Annotated in this window: 15 protein-coding genes, 1 tRNA gene and 1 other annotated feature; all 16 genes read left to right on the forward strand. The window is 34.1% G+C overall.

Going from position 1 to position 15654, the window contains the following annotated elements; translation table 11 throughout:
• The first annotated feature begins 3 nt into the window (after positions 1–3).
• Positions 4–519 carry an NYN domain-containing protein gene (locus tag BN2409_RS05380; RefSeq protein WP_053955628.1) on the forward strand — a complete coding sequence of 172 codons (516 nt, stop codon included), beginning with the start codon at positions 4–6 and terminating at the stop codon, positions 517–519.
• Between the two features lie 165 nt (positions 520–684).
• Positions 685–1287 carry an RNA polymerase sporulation sigma factor SigH gene (sigH, locus tag BN2409_RS05385; protein WP_242847928.1) on the forward strand — a complete coding sequence of 201 codons (603 nt, stop codon included), beginning with the start codon at positions 685–687 and terminating at the stop codon, positions 1285–1287.
• Positions 1288–1369: 82 nt separating this feature from the next.
• Positions 1370–1446, forward strand: a tRNA-Thr gene (locus BN2409_RS05390).
• 100 nt (positions 1447–1546) lie between these two features.
• Complete coding sequence (tuf, locus tag BN2409_RS05395; RefSeq protein ID WP_053955630.1) at positions 1547–2740, forward strand: elongation factor Tu; 1194 nt, start codon at positions 1547–1549, stop codon at positions 2738–2740.
• Between the two features lie 286 nt (positions 2741–3026).
• Complete coding sequence (gene rpmG, locus BN2409_RS05400; RefSeq protein WP_053955631.1) at positions 3027–3176, forward strand: 50S ribosomal protein L33; 150 nt, start codon at positions 3027–3029, stop codon at positions 3174–3176.
• A 47-nt stretch (positions 3177–3223) separates the two neighbouring features.
• A complete protein-coding gene (gene secE / locus BN2409_RS05405) occupies positions 3224–3442 on the forward strand; it encodes a preprotein translocase subunit SecE (protein WP_053955632.1) in 219 nt (72 codons plus the stop codon).
• A gap of 46 nt (positions 3443–3488) precedes the next feature.
• The gene (gene nusG / locus BN2409_RS05410) at positions 3489–4007 is read left to right on the forward strand and encodes a transcription termination/antitermination protein NusG (protein ID WP_053955633.1); all 519 of its coding nucleotides are present in this window, start codon (positions 3489–3491) and stop codon (positions 4005–4007) included.
• 76 nt (positions 4008–4083) lie between these two features.
• Positions 4084–4509 (forward strand): 50S ribosomal protein L11, encoded by a 426-nt coding sequence (rplK, locus tag BN2409_RS05415; RefSeq protein ID WP_053955634.1) that lies wholly within the window; start codon positions 4084–4086, stop codon positions 4507–4509.
• 57 nt (positions 4510–4566) lie between these two features.
• Positions 4567–5265, forward strand: a complete 699-nt coding sequence (rplA, locus tag BN2409_RS05420) for a 50S ribosomal protein L1 (protein WP_053955635.1) — start codon at positions 4567–4569, stop codon at positions 5263–5265.
• A gap of 61 nt (positions 5266–5326) precedes the next feature.
• Positions 5327–5455 (forward strand) — a sequence feature (ribosomal protein L10 leader region).
• A gap of 43 nt (positions 5456–5498) precedes the next feature.
• Positions 5499–5999 carry a 50S ribosomal protein L10 gene (gene rplJ / locus BN2409_RS05425; RefSeq protein WP_053955636.1) on the forward strand — a complete coding sequence of 167 codons (501 nt, stop codon included), beginning with the start codon at positions 5499–5501 and terminating at the stop codon, positions 5997–5999.
• A 30-nt stretch (positions 6000–6029) separates the two neighbouring features.
• Positions 6030–6392 carry a 50S ribosomal protein L7/L12 gene (rplL, locus tag BN2409_RS05430; RefSeq protein ID WP_053955637.1) on the forward strand — a complete coding sequence of 121 codons (363 nt, stop codon included), beginning with the start codon at positions 6030–6032 and terminating at the stop codon, positions 6390–6392.
• 450 nt (positions 6393–6842) lie between these two features.
• The gene (rpoB, locus tag BN2409_RS05435; protein WP_053955638.1) at positions 6843–10556 is read left to right on the forward strand and encodes a DNA-directed RNA polymerase subunit beta; all 3714 of its coding nucleotides are present in this window, start codon (positions 6843–6845) and stop codon (positions 10554–10556) included.
• A gap of 42 nt (positions 10557–10598) precedes the next feature.
• Positions 10599–14081 carry a DNA-directed RNA polymerase subunit beta' gene (gene rpoC / locus BN2409_RS05440; RefSeq protein WP_053955639.1) on the forward strand — a complete coding sequence of 1161 codons (3483 nt, stop codon included), beginning with the start codon at positions 10599–10601 and terminating at the stop codon, positions 14079–14081.
• A gap of 147 nt (positions 14082–14228) precedes the next feature.
• Positions 14229–14483 (forward strand): ribosomal L7Ae/L30e/S12e/Gadd45 family protein, encoded by a 255-nt coding sequence (locus BN2409_RS05445; protein ID WP_330375384.1) that lies wholly within the window; start codon positions 14229–14231, stop codon positions 14481–14483.
• Between the two features lie 83 nt (positions 14484–14566).
• A complete protein-coding gene (rpsL, locus tag BN2409_RS05450; protein ID WP_053955640.1) occupies positions 14567–14980 on the forward strand; it encodes a 30S ribosomal protein S12 in 414 nt (137 codons plus the stop codon).
• Between the two features lie 125 nt (positions 14981–15105).
• Positions 15106–15576: a 30S ribosomal protein S7 gene (rpsG, locus tag BN2409_RS05455; RefSeq protein WP_110942967.1), complete on the forward strand. Its 471-nt coding sequence runs from the start codon at positions 15106–15108 to the stop codon at positions 15574–15576.
• Positions 15577–15654 lie beyond the last annotated feature (78 nt).

Raw genomic sequence — 15654 nt, forward strand, 5'->3', positions numbered from 1 at the left:
GATTTGAATAATTTTTTATTGATAGATGGATACAATGTCATTAATGCATGGCCAGATTTAAAAGAGATAGGGGAAAAAAATTTGGAAGATGCTAGAGATGTATTGATTCATAAACTTGTAGACTACAAACATTATACAGGATATCATGTGATGATTGTATTTGATGCCCATTATGTAAAAGGAAATTACGGAAAAACTATATTTGTGAAAGAAATAGAAGTAGTTTTTACAAAAGAAAACCAAACTGCTGACTCTTATATTGAAAAAAAAGTAGAAGAACTTATGAAGCATAGAAAGAACAAAGTGCTTGTTGCAACTTCAGATTGGGCGGAGCAACAAGTGGTTTTAGGAAGTGGTGCCATAAGGATTTCTGCTAGAGAGTTGGGTATTGAATTAGATCGAGTAGTTCAAAAAATTCATAAAAAAACTTTAGAAGTAAAGCAAGTGAGATCTACCCTTCAAGATCGAATTGATGAAAAAATTGTAGAAAAACTGGAAAGATTGCGTAGAAATCAATGATTTCCTTGACGATTGTCTAGGTATTAAGTTATAATGAATATACAATTTACACTGAAAATTTTGTATTTTGTATATTATAAAATGATAGTGTAAAAGAAAAACGTTTTGGAGGAGATGTTGGTGGGAATAAGTGGGGTACATAACCAGCTGGGAGATAAAACGGAAATGCTAATTGATGAGGAAGTTGTGGAAGATGCTAGACGTGGAAGTATAAGAGCTCAGGAATATTTGATTAAAAAATATAAAAATTTTGTTCGAGCAAAAGCAAGATCTTATTTCTTAATTGGAGCAGATCGAGAAGATATTATACAAGAGGGTATGATAGGATTATTTAAAGCTATTCGTGATTTTAAACCGGACAAGCTTTCTTCTTTTAGAGCTTTTGCAGAACTATGCATTACAAGACAGATTATTACAGCCATTAAAACGGCTACAAGACAAAAACACATCCCTCTAAATTCGTATATATCTTTAAATAAGCCCATATATGATGAAGAATCAGATAGAACTCTTTTAGACATCATATCTGGAGCAAAGATTTCAGACCCAGAAGAATTGATTATATCTAGAGAAGAATTAGCTCACATTGAATCCAAAATAGGGGAAATATTGAGTGATCTCGAGTGGACTGTGCTTATGTACTATTTACAGGGGAAATCCTATCAAGAAATGGCGGTAGAATTAGATAGGCATGTAAAGTCTATTGATAATGCCCTGCAACGAGTGAAGAGAAAATTAGAAAGATATCTTGAAATAAGAGGGAGCTAAACTTAGGCAAAAATAGAAATGAATACAAGACAAAAACTATTGACTTCCTTAAAATAAAATAGTAAAATAAATATTGGTGAGTGCCCATGTGGCTCAGTAGGTTAGAGCGTCGCCTTGGTAAGGCGGAGATCGGCGGTTCGAATCCGCTCGTGGGCTCCAAGAACATTTTGTGTATTTTATATACATAGATACACCCGGACGAGTTTACTGCAAAAATTTAAATAATAATTGAAATAAATCACATGAGGAGGAGAAAAAAATGGCAAAAGCTAAATTTGAAAGAAGCAAACCTCACGTAAATATTGGAACAATCGGTCACGTTGACCACGGTAAAACAACTTTGACAGCAGCAATCACAACAACATTAAATACAAGATATGGAACAGGTGGAGCAGTAGCATTTGACCAAATCGATAAAGCACCAGAAGAAAAAGAAAGAGGAATCACAATTTCAACATCACACGTTGAGTATGAAACACCAAACAGACACTACGCACACGTAGACTGCCCAGGACATGCTGACTATGTAAAAAACATGATCACAGGAGCAGCACAAATGGATGGAGCAATCCTAGTATGTGCAGCAACTGATGGACCAATGCCACAAACAAGAGAACATATCCTATTATCAAGACAAGTAGGTGTACCATACATCGTAGTATTCCTAAACAAATGTGATATGGTAGACGACGAAGAATTATTAGATTTAGTAGAAATGGAAGTAAGAGAATTATTAGACGAATATGAATTCCCAGGAGATGATACACCAATCATCAGAGGATCAGCATTAGAAGCATTAAATGATCCAAATGGAGCATGGGGAGACAAAATTGTAGAATTATTCGAAGCAATTGACGAATATATTCCACAACCAGAAAGAGATACAGACAAACCATTCATCATGCCAGTAGAAGACGTATTCTCAATTACAGGAAGAGGAACAGTAGCAACAGGAAGAGTAGAAAGAGGAATCCTAAAAGTACAAGATGAAGTAGAATTAGTAGGACTTACAGAAGCACCAAGAAAAGTAGTAGTAACAGGAGTAGAAATGTTCAGAAAATTATTAGATCAAGCGCAAGCTGGAGATAATATCGGAGCACTACTTAGAGGGGTACAAAGAGACGAAATCGAAAGAGGACAAGTTCTTGCAAAACCAGGAACAATCAACCCACATACAAAATTCAAAGCAGAAGTATACGTATTAAAGAAAGAAGAAGGTGGAAGACATACACCATTCTTTAACGGATACAGACCACAATTTTACTTCAGAACAACAGATATTACAGGATCAATTGCATTACCAGAAGGAGTAGAAATGTGTATGCCAGGAGATAACATCACAATGGAAATCGAATTAATCAACCCAATTGCAATCGAAGAAGGATTAAGATTCGCTATTCGTGAAGGTGGAAGAACAGTAGGAGCAGGTGTTGTTGCTCAAATTATTAAATAGTGTGAAATATACAGGACTAGGATTGAAACCCAAGCCTAGTCCTTTTTAATCAATAGAAATAAAATGAAAAAAGTTGGCTATACTATTAGAAATAACCATAAAGAAAAAAGCATTTGACAATAGAGATGTTTTTTTCTATGTGGTTATATGCGTGTTAAATGCATGGAAAAACTATATTGACACAAGGAAAAAATTATGATAGCTTTATAAAGTGATGGTGTCATACTGAGATAGTTGTGTCAAATTGCAATTTCGATAAAAGCTTTAATTTTGGGAGGTGTTAAGAATGAGAGTAAAAGTAACTTTGGCATGTACAGAGTGCAAACAAAGAAATTATCATACTACAAAAAATAAAAAAAATGATCCAGACAGATTAGAAATGAAGAAATATTGTAAGTTCTGCAAAACACATACTTCTCACAAAGAGACAAAATAATCCTTACAAGGATTTTGTATAATTACCATATAAGGATGTGAAAGATAATGGCAGTACAAACTAATACAAACAAGGCAGCAACAACGAAGAGCCTTGGAAAATTCTTTAAAAATGTAAAGTCAGAACTTAAAAAAGTTATTTGGCCTGATAAAAAAGAATTAACATCATATACTACCGTTGTACTGACAACATGTGCAATTGCAGCAATTGGAATGTGGCTGGTAGATACAGCGTTTGGGAAGGCTCTTCAACTAATCATCAAATAGTGAGGGAGGGACGAGTAGGAAAACTTATTATTTTCTACTCTCGTATATGTCTGAAAACCCTAAATGGTACGTTGTCCATACTTATTCAGGACATGAAAACAAAGTGAAAGCAAATATTGAAAAATTTGTTGAAAATAGAGGTATGGAAGATGTCATTACTGAAGTAATTGTACCCACAGAAGAAAAAGTTGAACTGAAGAATGGAAAGAAAAAGACAAAACAAAAAAAGATCTTTCCAGGATATGTAATCGTTAAAATGATTATGAATGATGAATCTTGGTATGTAGTAAGAAATACAAGAGGAGTCACAGGATTTGTGGGACCAGGATCTAAGCCGATTCCTTTAAGTGATGAAGAAGTGAAAAACATGGGCATTGAGCAGCCTATGGCTGAAATTGATATGGCTATAGGAGATAGCGTAAAAGTTATATCTGGACCCTTTGACGGCTTTATTGGAGTCATTGAAGGGATTAATCTAGAAAGACAAACTCTAAAAGTGCTTATTTCCATGTTTGGAAGAGAAACACCTGTAGAACTTGATTTTACACAAGTTGAGAATTTATAATTTGTTTAAAAAGCTTATATGCTTTTAATATAAAAACATATATAATATAGATGTATGAAAATGAGGAGGTGTACCAATGGCAAAAAAAGTTACAGGAATGGTTAAATTACAAATTCCAGCAGGAAAAGCAACTCCAGCACCACCAGTAGGTCCAGCACTTGGACAACAAGGAGTAAACATTATGCAATTCTGCAAGGAATTTAATGCAAAAACTGCAGATCAAGCTGGATTGATTATACCAGTAGTGATTACAGTTTATCAAGATAGATCATTTACATTTATTACAAAAACACCACCAGCAGCTGTTTTATTAAAAAAAGCAGCAGGTATTGAGAGTGCTTCAGGTGAACCTAATAGAACTAAGGTTGCAACTGTATCTATAGATAAAGTTAAAGAGATTGCAGAACTTAAAATGCCTGATTTAAATGCTGGTAGCTTAGAAACTGCTATAAGTATGATTAAAGGTACTGCTAGAAGCATGGGTATCATTGTTGAAGAATAATTACTTATGCTGAGGTGGGAGGTACAATAACCGTTATAACCACAAGGAGGGAAAGAAATGGCAAAAAGAGGTAAAAAGTATCAAGAGAGTGCAAAGTTAATTAATAGAGAAACTTTATACGATCCAGAAGAAAGTTTAAAATTAGTAGTAGATACTGCAAAAGCAAAATTTGATGAAACAATAGAAGCTCATATTAGACTTGGGGTTGACTCAAGACATGCAGACCAACAAGTTAGAGGTGCCATTGTATTACCACATGGTACAGGAAAAACTAGAAAAGTATTAGTTTTTGCAAAAGGTGAAAAAGCTAAAGAAGCTGAAAATGCTGGAGCAGACTTTGTTGGAGCAGAAGATATGGTTGAAAAAATTCAAAAGGAAAACTGGTTTGATTTTGATGTAGTAGTAGCTACACCAGACATGATGGGTCTTGTAGGAAGACTAGGTAGAGTATTGGGACCAAAAGGATTAATGCCTAACCCAAAATCAGGAACAGTTACTTTTGATGTAGAAAAAGCTGTAAAAGAAATAAAAGCTGGAAAAGTTGAGTATAGATTAGATAAAACAAATATCATCCATGTTCCTATTGGAAAAGCTTCTTTTGGATCTGAAAAATTAGCGGATAACTTCCGTGTATTAATGGATGCAATTGTAAAAGCAAAACCAGCAGCTGCAAAAGGACAATACTTGAAGAGTATTGTTATAACAAGCACTATGGGACCTGGAATTAAAATTAATCCAGTAAAAGTAATGGCATAATCATACAAATAAAGATCATTGACATATACAATATGGAATGATATACTATATGATAGTGTGTAATAAAAGCGAATATTCACCGTAGACAGTAGGTACCTTATGGTTTAAAGAAGCCTACCGAGGTCGTTCTATAGATTAAGATTCTAAGAGCCTCTCTATGTCTACGGTAGAGAGGTTCTGTTATTGATATGACAGAATAGGAATTGCTAATTGCAGAGGAGGTGGACATCCACATGTCAAGCAACTTAGAGATGAAAAAACAAGTAGTTGAAGAAATTAAAGAAAAGTTTCAAAAAGCTCAATCAGCAGTGGTTGCAGATTATAGAGGACTAACAGTAGAAGAAGTAACAGAACTAAGAAGCAAAATGAGAGAAGCTGGCATTGAATATAAAGTATATAAAAATACTTTAACTAGACTAGCTGTAAAAGGAACTGATTTTGAAGCTTTAACTGGAGATTTAACTGGACCAAATGCTGTTGCGTTTAGTTATGCAGATCCTGTAGTACCAGCTAAAATCTTAAATGATTTTGCAAAAGATCATAAAAATCTTGAATTAAAATCAGCAGTAGTTGAAGGTCAATATTATGGTGTTGACACAATTAAGGAAATTGCTGAAATTCCATCAAGAGACGTATTACTTGCTAAATTCCTTGGAAGTATCAAATCACCATTATCAAATCTTGCATACTTACTTCAAGGCATTGCAGATCAAAAAGCGAGTACGGAAGCATAAACTTTTAAATATTTTCGGAGGTGTAATAAAATGACAAAAGATCAAATTATTGAAGCTATCAAAGGTATGACAGTACTTGAATTAAATGAATTAGTAAAAGCATGTGAAGAAGAATTTGGAGTATCTGCTGCAGCACCAGTTGCTGTTGCTGGAGGAGCTGCTGCTCCTGCTGCTGAAGAAAAAACTGATTTCGAAGTAGTATTAGCTAGTGCTGGTTCACAAAAAATCAAAGTAATCAAAGTTGTAAGAGAACTTACAGGACTTGGATTAAAAGAAGCAAAAGAATTAGTTGACGGAGCTCCTAAAACACTTAAAGAAGGAGTAGCAAAAGAAGAAGCTGAAGCAATGAAAGCTAAACTTGAAGAAGTTGGAGCAGGTGTAGAACTTAAATAATTCAAATTATACAAAAGGGACTCTGGAGGAATCCAGAGTGCCTTTTTCTCATGTAAAGTTTATAATTTCTTCTATAAACTAAAAAAGTCAACCTTGAAATTCTTCTAAAGGAGGACTTTTTTCTTTTGAAAATTAACATGTATCTATGAAATTTATAAAATATATCGAATCCATTATACCATAAAAGCCAAGGGTTGACAACCAGTATAGTTTATGATAACATTATATACTGCCATAAGAGGCAAAATTCTAAATAATTTGTATAGAATATGTTGAAAATGGCAATATTAACAACTATGGAAAGAATAGCTTTTTTTAATTTTCAACTTTCAACATTTGAAAGTTGTTTATATAAAATTATGCATTAAAAGAAAAGACCTCATCTCACTAACAGCATATTTTTTTGTGTGATCCTAGAGGTTTTTTATATTAGTACAAGGGGTGAATAATATGCCACATCCTATTCAGGTCGGAAGAAGAACCAGAATGAGCTATTCAAGAATTGAAGAAGTTATCGACATGCCAAACCTTATAGAGATTCAAAGAGAATCCTATGTATGGTTTTTGAAAGAGGGATTAAAAGAAGTATTTGAAGATATTTCCCCTATTCAAGATTATACAGGAAATTTGATTCTTGAATTTATTGATTATTCTTTAGATGGAGATCCAAAATACCATATTGAGGAGTGCAAAGAAAGAGATGTTACATATGCTGCACCACTTAAGGTGAAGGTAAGACTAATCAATAAAGAAACTGGAGAAGTAAAAGAACAAGAAGTTTTTATGGGAGATTTCCCACTCATGACAGACAAAGGAACTTTTATCATCAACGGAGCTGAAAGAGTTATTGTAACGCAACTAGTTAGATCTCCTGGGCCATATTATGCAGTACAAGTAGATAGAACAGGTAAAAGATTATATTCTACTACTGTAATTCCAAATAGAGGAGCATGGCTTGAATATGAAACAGATTCTAATGATGTCATCTCTGTTAGGGTAGACAGAACTAGAAAACAGCCTTTAACTGTATTATTAAGGGCATTAGGTTTTGGTACAGATGCTGAAATTATTAATCTTTTAGGTGAAGATGAAAGACTTATGCATACCTTAGACAAGGACAGTACAAAATCTAGAGAAGAAGGTCTTTTGGAAATTTATAAAAAATTAAGACCAGGAGAACCTCCTACTGTAGAAAGTGCAAAGTCTTTAATTGATTCTTTATTTTTTGATCCTAAAAGATATGATTTGGCAAAAGTAGGAAGATATAAATACAATAAAAAATTAGGCCTTTTTAATAGAATTATGGGGCAAAAAGCAGCAGAAAATATAGTGAATCCTTATACAGGAGAAATCTATGTTGAAGAAGGACAAAAGATCGATAGAGAAGTTGCAAAAGACATTGAAAATGCAGGAATTAAGGTAGTACATGTACTTGGCGAAGAAGGAAAAATTGTAAGAGTGATTGGAAATCACTTTGTAGATATTAAAGAACATATATCCTTTAATGTAGACGATTTAAACATAGAATCAAGAGTACATTTTCCTGTATTAAAAGAGATTTTAGATACTTATGAAGATGAAAATGAAATTAAAGAAGCATTAAAGGAAAGAAGGAAAGATCTATCTCCTAAAAATGTGATTATTGATGATATTGTTGCATCTATAAGCTATGTTTTAAATTTAGCTCATGGAATAGGAGAAGTAGATGATATAGATCATTTAGGAAATAGAAGATTAAGATCTGTTGGAGAGCTTTTACAAAATCAATTTAGAATTGGACTATCTAGAATGGAAAGAGTAGTAAAAGAAAGAATGACCATTCAAGATATAGATGTAATTACTCCACAAGCATTAATTAATATTAGACCTGTAGCAGCTGCCATTAAAGAATTCTTTGGAAGCAGTCAGCTTTCTCAATTTATGGATCAAACCAATCCACTTGCAGAGCTTACTCATAAAAGAAGATTGTCTGCATTGGGACCAGGAGGATTATCTCGTGAAAGAGCAGGATTCGAGGTAAGAGACGTGCATCATTCTCACTATGGTCGTATGTGTCCTATTGAAACTCCTGAGGGTCCGAATATCGGATTGATTGGATCGTTAGCCACTTATGGTAAAATCAACGAATATGGATTTATCGAAGCTCCTTATAGAAAAGTAGATAAAAAAAGAGGAGTAGTAACAGATGAAATTCATTATTTAACTGCTGATGAAGAAGATCCAGTAATTGTTGCACAAGCCAATGAACCTCTTGATGAAGAGGGAAAATTCATAAATAGAAGGGTTACTGCAAGAACGAAGAATGGAGATATTGATGTTGTACCAAGAGATGAAGTAGATTATATGGATGTAACACCAAAACAAATGGTATCTGTTGCTACTGCGATGATTCCATTCCTTGAAAATGATGATGCCAACCGTGCATTAATGGGATCAAACATGCAACGTCAAGCTGTTCCGCTACTTAAAACAGATGCGCCTATTATAGGAACAGGTATGGAATATATAGCAGCTAAAGATTCAGGAGTAGTAGTACTTGCCAAAAATACAGGTATGGTAGAAAGAGTTGCAGCAGACGAGATTGTGATTAAAAGAGATTCAGATGGTGGACGTGATCGATATAAACTACTCAAGTTTAAAAGATCTAACCAAGGAACATGTATTAATCAAAGACCAATTGTCAATAAGGGAGAACATATAGAAAAAGGTGAACCTATTGCAGACGGTCCTTCTACAGACACAGGAGAAATTGCATTAGGAACAAATATCCTAATTGGTTTTATGACTTGGGAAGGGTATAACTATGAGGATGCTATCTTACTTAACGAAAAATTAGTTATGGAAGATGCCCTAAGCTCTATTCATATAGAAGAATATGAGTCAGAGGCAAGAGATACAAAGCTAGGGCCAGAAGAAATTACAAGAGATATTCCAAACGTAGGAGAAGACGCTTTAAAAGATTTAGATGAAAGAGGCATTATTAGAATCGGAGCAGAAGTGAAATCTGGAGATATTCTTGTAGGAAAAGTTACACCAAAAGGAGAGACAGAGCTTACTGCAGAAGAAAGACTTCTAAGAGCAATCTTTGGAGAAAAAGCAAGAGAAGTAAGAGATACATCTTTAAGAGTTCCTCATGGAGAAAGTGGAATTATTGTAGATGTAAAAGTATTCACAAGAGAAAATGGGGATGAATTGCCACCAGGAGTTAATGTTTTAGTAAGATGTTATATTGCTAAAAAGAGAAAAATCATGGTGGGAGATAAAATGGCAGGGCGTCATGGAAATAAAGGGGTTATTTCTAGAATATTACCTGAAGAAGATATGCCATTTTTAGAAGATGGAACACCTCTACAAATTGTTCTAAATCCTCTTGGAGTACCATCTCGTATGAATATTGGTCAGGTACTTGAAGTCCATTTGGGTCTTGCAGCAAAAAAATTAGGATGGCACGTAGCAACTCCTGTATTTGATGGAGCAAATGAGTATGATACTCAAGATGCCCTAAAGCTTGCTGGATATCCTGAAGATGGAAAGCTTCAATTATATGATGGAAGAACTGGAATGCCTTTTGATAACCGAGTAACAGTGGGATATATGTATATGTTAAAACTGCATCACTTAGTAGATGATAAAATCCATGCTAGAAGTACTGGACCTTACTCATTGGTAACACAACAACCATTAGGAGGTAAAGCTCAGTTTGGAGGACAAAGATTTGGAGAGATGGAAGTTTGGGCTCTAGAAGCTTATGGAGCAGCTCATACTCTTCAAGAAATACTAACAGTAAAATCTGATGATGTAGTAGGACGTGTAAAAGCATATGAAGCTATTGTAAAAGGTGAAAATATTCCAGAACCAGGAGTGCCAGAATCATTTAAGGTATTAATTAAAGAACTTCAAAGTTTATCGTTAGATGTAAAGGTATTGACAGAAGAAGATACTGAAATTGAAATTAAAGAGTCTGTTGACGAAGAAGGAAATGAATTGGATACAATTCTAGATGGTGATGAGTTCCAAATTCCTGATGAGCATCATGAAGAAGAAGTGGAAGAAGAAAATGAAAATGATGACAGTGAAGATGCAGACATTGATGAATCAGAACTTAATTTTGAAGAAACGAATTATTCTGATTTCGAAGATGACTATGATGATTTTAAGCTTTAAAAAATTTGAGAGATTAAGTCATAATGAAGGGAGAGAAACCCCTTGTTTGAGCTAAATAATTTTGAATCCATAAAAATTGGTCTTGCTTCGCCAGAAAAAATTAGAAGCTGGTCAAAAGGAGAAGTTAAAAAGCCTGAGACTATCAATTATCGTACATTAAAACCAGAAAAAGAAGGGTTATTCTGCGAAAAGATTTTTGGACCTACAAAGGACTGGGAATGTCATTGTGGGAAATACAAAAGAGTAAGATATAAAGGTGTTATTTGTGATCGATGTGGAGTTGAAGTTACTAAGTCAAAGGTAAGGAGAGAGAGAATGGGGCATATTGAACTTGCAGCCCCAGTATCTCATATATGGTATTTTAAAGGAATTCCAAGTAGAATGGGACTTCTTTTAGATATGTCGCCAAGGGCACTTGAAAAAGTATTATATTTTGCATCTTATATAGTAACAGATGTAGGTGAAACATCATTAAGCTATAAACAGTTATTAAATGAAAATGAGTATAGAGAATATAGAGATAAATTTGGAAATGCTTTTAAGGCTTCTATGGGAGCTGAAGCTATTAAAGACATCTTAAGTAAAATAGATTTAGAAAAATTATCTAAAGAACTTAGAGTAAAGCTTAGAGATAGCTCAGGACAAAAAAAGATAAGAGCCATTAGAAGATTAGAAGTAGTAGAAGCTTTTAGACAATCAGGAAATAGACCGGATTGGATGATTCTTGATGTAGTTCCTGTTATTCCTCCAGATTTAAGACCTATGGTGCAACTAGATGGAGGTAGATTTGCTACTTCAGATTTAAATGATTTATATAGAAGAGTAATCAATAGAAATAATCGTTTGAAAAGATTACTAGATTTAGGAGCACCGGATATCATTGTAAGAAATGAAAAAAGGATGCTACAAGAAGCGGTAGATGCTCTTATTGATAATGGAAGACGAGGAAGACCTGTAACAGGACCTGGAAACAGACCACTTAAGTCATTATCAGATATGTTAAAAGGAAAACAAGGACGTTTTAGACAAAACTTACTTGGAAAACGTGTTGATTATTCAGGACGTTCTGTTATCGTAGTAGGACCAGAACTTAAGTTTTATCAATGTGGGCTTCCTAAGAAAATGGCACTAGAGTTATTTAAGCCATTTATCATGAAAAGACTTGTAAATGATGGATATGCTCATAATATAAAAAGTGCAAAGAGAATGGTAGAGAGAGTCAAACCAGAAGTTTGGGATGTATTAGAAGAAGTTATCAAAGAACATCCAGTACTTTTAAATCGTGCTCCTACCCTTCATAGATTAGGAATTCAAGCATTTGAGCCAATACTTGTAGAGGGAAAAGCTATTAAACTCCATCCATTAGTATGTACGGCTTATAATGCAGACTTTGATGGAGACCAAATGGCAGTACACGTTCCACTTTCTGTAGAAGCACAAGCAGAAGCAAGATTTTTGATGCTTTCAGTGAATAATATATTGGCACCAAAAGATGGTTCTCCTATTACAACACCTACTCAGGATATGATTTTAGGAAGTTACTATTTAACTGTTGAAGTAGAGGGCGAACGTGGAGAAGGTATGGTCTTTAAAGATTTTGATGAAATGCTTATGGCATATCAAAATGGTGTAGCAGGACTTCATGCAAGAGTAAAGGTAAGAAGAAAATTAAGTGAAGAAGATCCTGGAAAGATCGTAGAAAGTACTGTAGGAAGATTTATTTTCAATGAAAGAATTCCACAAAATTTAGGTTTTGTAGATAGAAGTAAAGACTTATATAGCTTAGAAATAGATTTCCTTTGCGATAAGAAAAAACTTGGAAAAATTATTGATAAATGTTTTAGAAGATTTGGAAATACCACTACTGCTATTATGCTGGATAATATTAAGCAAATGGGATTCCATTATTCTACTATTGGTGCGATTACTATAGGAGTATCAGATATGGATATTCCTAAAGAAAAAGAAATCCTTCTTTCACAAGCGGATGAAATTGTAGATAAATATGAAAAAGCTTATAGAAGAGGATTAATATCTGATGAAGAAAGATATGAAAAGGTAATTAGAACGTGGGCAGATACTACTGAAAAAGTAACGGATGCCCTTATGGCTAATCTTGGAAGACTTAATAATGTATTTATCATGGCCCACTCTGGAGCGAGAGGTAGCAAAAATCAAATTCGTCAGCTTGCAGGAATGAGAGGACTAATGGCAAATGCATCAGGACATACAGTAGAGCTTCCTATTAAAGCTAATTTCCGTGAAGGATTATCTGTGTTAGAATATTTCATATCTACTCATGGAGCTAGAAAAGGTCTTGCAGATACAGCTCTTCGTACAGCTGACTCAGGATATTTAACAAGAAGACTTGTAGATGTCAGTCAAGATGTAATTATAAGAGAACTAGACTGTGGAACTACAGAAGGAATTGAAGTAGAAGACTTTAAAGATGGAAATGAATTAATCGAACCATTATATGACCGTATTGTTGGAAGATATGCTCTAGAAGATATCATTCATCCAGAAACAGGAGAAGTACTTGTAGAAGCAAAAACAGAAATCAAAGAAGACGATGCAGATAAAATTGTTGAAGCAGGAATTACAAAAGTAAAAATAAGAACAGTACTTCATTGTAAAACAAGACATGGTGTTTGTGGACATTGTTATGGAAGAAACTTAGCTACAGGAGAATCTGTAAATGTAGGAGAGGCTGTTGGAATCATTGCAGCTCAATCTATCGGAGAACCTGGAACACAGCTTACAATGCGTACTTTCCATACTGGTGGAGTTGCAGGAAATGATATTACTCAAGGTTTACCAAGGGTTGAGGAACTATTTGAAGCAAGAAAACCAAAAGGATTAGCCATCATTACAGAAATTGCAGGAACTGTATCTATTAATGAAACGAAGAAGAATAAAGAAGTAATGGTTACAGGAAATGATGGCGAACAAAGAGTATACTCTATTCCTTACGGATCAAGAATCAAAGTAAGAGAAGGACAAATTATCAAAGCTGGGGATGAGATTACAGAAGGATCTGTAAATCCTCATGATATTTTAAGAATCAAGGGTGTAGCTGGAGTACAAGAATATCTTGTAAAAGAAGTACAAAGAGTATACAGACTTCAAGGTGTGGATATCAATGATAAACATATTGAAGTCATTGTAAGACAAATGGTTTCTAAAGTAAAACTTGAAGATGCAGGAGACACAGATTTATTACCAGGTGGACTTTGTAATCTTCATGAATTTGAAGAAGTAAATAAAGAAGTAGAAGAAAAAGATTTAATGCCTGCAATTGGAAAAAGAGTTTTATTAGGAATTACAAAAGCATCTTTAGCTACAGAGTCTTTCTTATCAGCAGCATCATTCCAAGAAACTACAAGAGTTTTAACAGAAGCTGCTATTAAAGGAAAAGAAGATAATTTAATAGGGCTTAAGGAAAATGTAATTATTGGTAAACTTATTCCAGCAGGAACAGGAATGAGAAGATATAAAAGTATTGCTATTGAACATGCAGAATAAAAATCAAAAACTATTAGTTGACAGTGTAAAACTCTAATGCTAAAATGTTATAGTGTGTAAAATAACAGATAGTGGACTTTTTGAATACTAGGAAAGATTATGTGAATTCACATAATCTTTCAGGTGTTTAATAAAGGAGGAAACTATATGAATCATATGTTAGAAGAACTCAAAAAAAATAAAAAATTAGTAGTGGGTACCAAACAAGCATTAAAAGCAATCAAAGAAGATCAAGTAGAAACTTTATTTATTGCTAAAGATGCAGAGAAACATGTAATAAGAAACATAGAAGATGCAGCTAAACAAAAGAATGTTCAAATTGTTTATGCAGAGTCTATGCACAAGCTTGGGAAAGCTTGTGGAATTAATGTAAAAGCTGCTACAGCAGTGATATTAAAATAATTTACACATGTGATGGGTAGTAAGCATAGGAATTTCCTATGAAAAATAAACTAGTTTTTAAGTATTGGAAGGAGGTGTATAGTATGCCTACAATTAACCAATTAGTGCGCAAATCAAGAGAAAAAGTTGAATACAAATCAAATTCTCCAGCACTTCAAAGAGGATTTAACTCATTACAAAGAAGAGCTACAAAAATGAGTGCACCTCAAAAAAGAGGAGTTTGTACATCAGTAAAAACTGTAACTCCTAAAAAACCTAACTCAGCGTTAAGAAAGGTTGCCAGAGTAAGACTTACAAATGGTATAGAAGTAAGTGCTTATATACCAGGTATTGGTCACAATCTGCAAGAACATAGCGTTGTATTAATTAGAGGTGGAAGAGTAAAAGACTTACCAGGGGTTAGATACCACATTGTAAGAGGTACTCTTGATACTGCAGGAGTAAAAGACAGAAACCAAGCAAGATCTAAGTATGGTGCGAAAAAACCTAAAAAATAATTGATCGTCGAGCGAGAATATGCCCATCTTAGAGGGTGGGCTTTATATATATTTGAGCGCACGGCGGCAATCCATAAGGTTGTCGAGTACCGATGAGAGAAATTCATGTTAAGGAGGGAAGAAAAGTGCCAAGAAAAGGAAATGTACCTAAAAGAGAAGTATTACCAGATCCAGTATATGGAAGCAAAGTGGTAACAAAATTAATTAATAGCATTATGTTAGATGGTAAAAAAGGAACTGCACAAAGACTTGTTTATAATGCATTCCAAACAATCCAAGAACAAACTGGAGAAGAAGCTTTGGAAGTATTTGAAAAAGCAATGAACAATATTATGCCTGTTCTTGAAGTAAAAGCAAGACGTGTGGGTGGGGCAAACTACCAAGTTCCAATCGAGGTAAGACCTGAAAGAAGACAAACATTAGGACTTAGATGGTTAACTCTATATTCTCGTAAAAGAGGAGAAAAGAGTATGGAAGAAAGATTAGCAAAAGAGATTATGGATGCTGCAAACAATACAGGAGCATCTGTTAAAAAGAAAGAAGATACTCATAAAATGGCAGAAGCGAATAAAGCATTTGCTCATTATAGATGGTAGTTATTTCTTTTATGTTATATTGTCTCCATTTTGGGGGACAATATTTTCTGTAGCAATACCGATACTAGAAAGGAGGAG

The organism is Inediibacterium massiliense, from assembly GCF_001282725.1.
Lineage (GTDB): Bacteria > Bacillota > Clostridia > Peptostreptococcales > Thermotaleaceae > Anaerophilus > Anaerophilus massiliensis.

Excerpts from the sequence above, each read along its gene's own strand:
- sigH (WP_242847928.1), top strand. The coding sequence starts at position 685 with ATGCTAATTGATGAGGAAGTTGTGGAAGATGCTAGACGTGGAAGTATA.
- tuf (WP_053955630.1), top strand. The coding sequence starts at position 1,547 with ATGGCAAAAGCTAAATTTGAAAGAAGCAAACCTCACGTAAATATTGGA.
- rpmG (WP_053955631.1), top strand. The coding sequence starts at position 3,027 with ATGAGAGTAAAAGTAACTTTGGCATGTACAGAGTGCAAACAAAGAAAT.
- secE (WP_053955632.1), top strand. The coding sequence starts at position 3,224 with ATGGCAGTACAAACTAATACAAACAAGGCAGCAACAACGAAGAGCCTT.
- nusG (WP_053955633.1), top strand. The coding sequence starts at position 3,489 with ATGTCTGAAAACCCTAAATGGTACGTTGTCCATACTTATTCAGGACAT.
- rplK (WP_053955634.1), top strand. The coding sequence starts at position 4,084 with ATGGCAAAAAAAGTTACAGGAATGGTTAAATTACAAATTCCAGCAGGA.
- rplA (WP_053955635.1), top strand. The coding sequence starts at position 4,567 with ATGGCAAAAAGAGGTAAAAAGTATCAAGAGAGTGCAAAGTTAATTAAT.
- rplJ (WP_053955636.1), top strand. The coding sequence starts at position 5,499 with ATGTCAAGCAACTTAGAGATGAAAAAACAAGTAGTTGAAGAAATTAAA.
- rplL (WP_053955637.1), top strand. The coding sequence starts at position 6,030 with ATGACAAAAGATCAAATTATTGAAGCTATCAAAGGTATGACAGTACTT.
- rpoB (WP_053955638.1), top strand. The coding sequence starts at position 6,843 with ATGCCACATCCTATTCAGGTCGGAAGAAGAACCAGAATGAGCTATTCA.
- BN2409_RS05445 (WP_330375384.1), top strand. The coding sequence starts at position 14,229 with ATGAATCATATGTTAGAAGAACTCAAAAAAAATAAAAAATTAGTAGTG.
- rpsL (WP_053955640.1), top strand. The coding sequence starts at position 14,567 with ATGCCTACAATTAACCAATTAGTGCGCAAATCAAGAGAAAAAGTTGAA.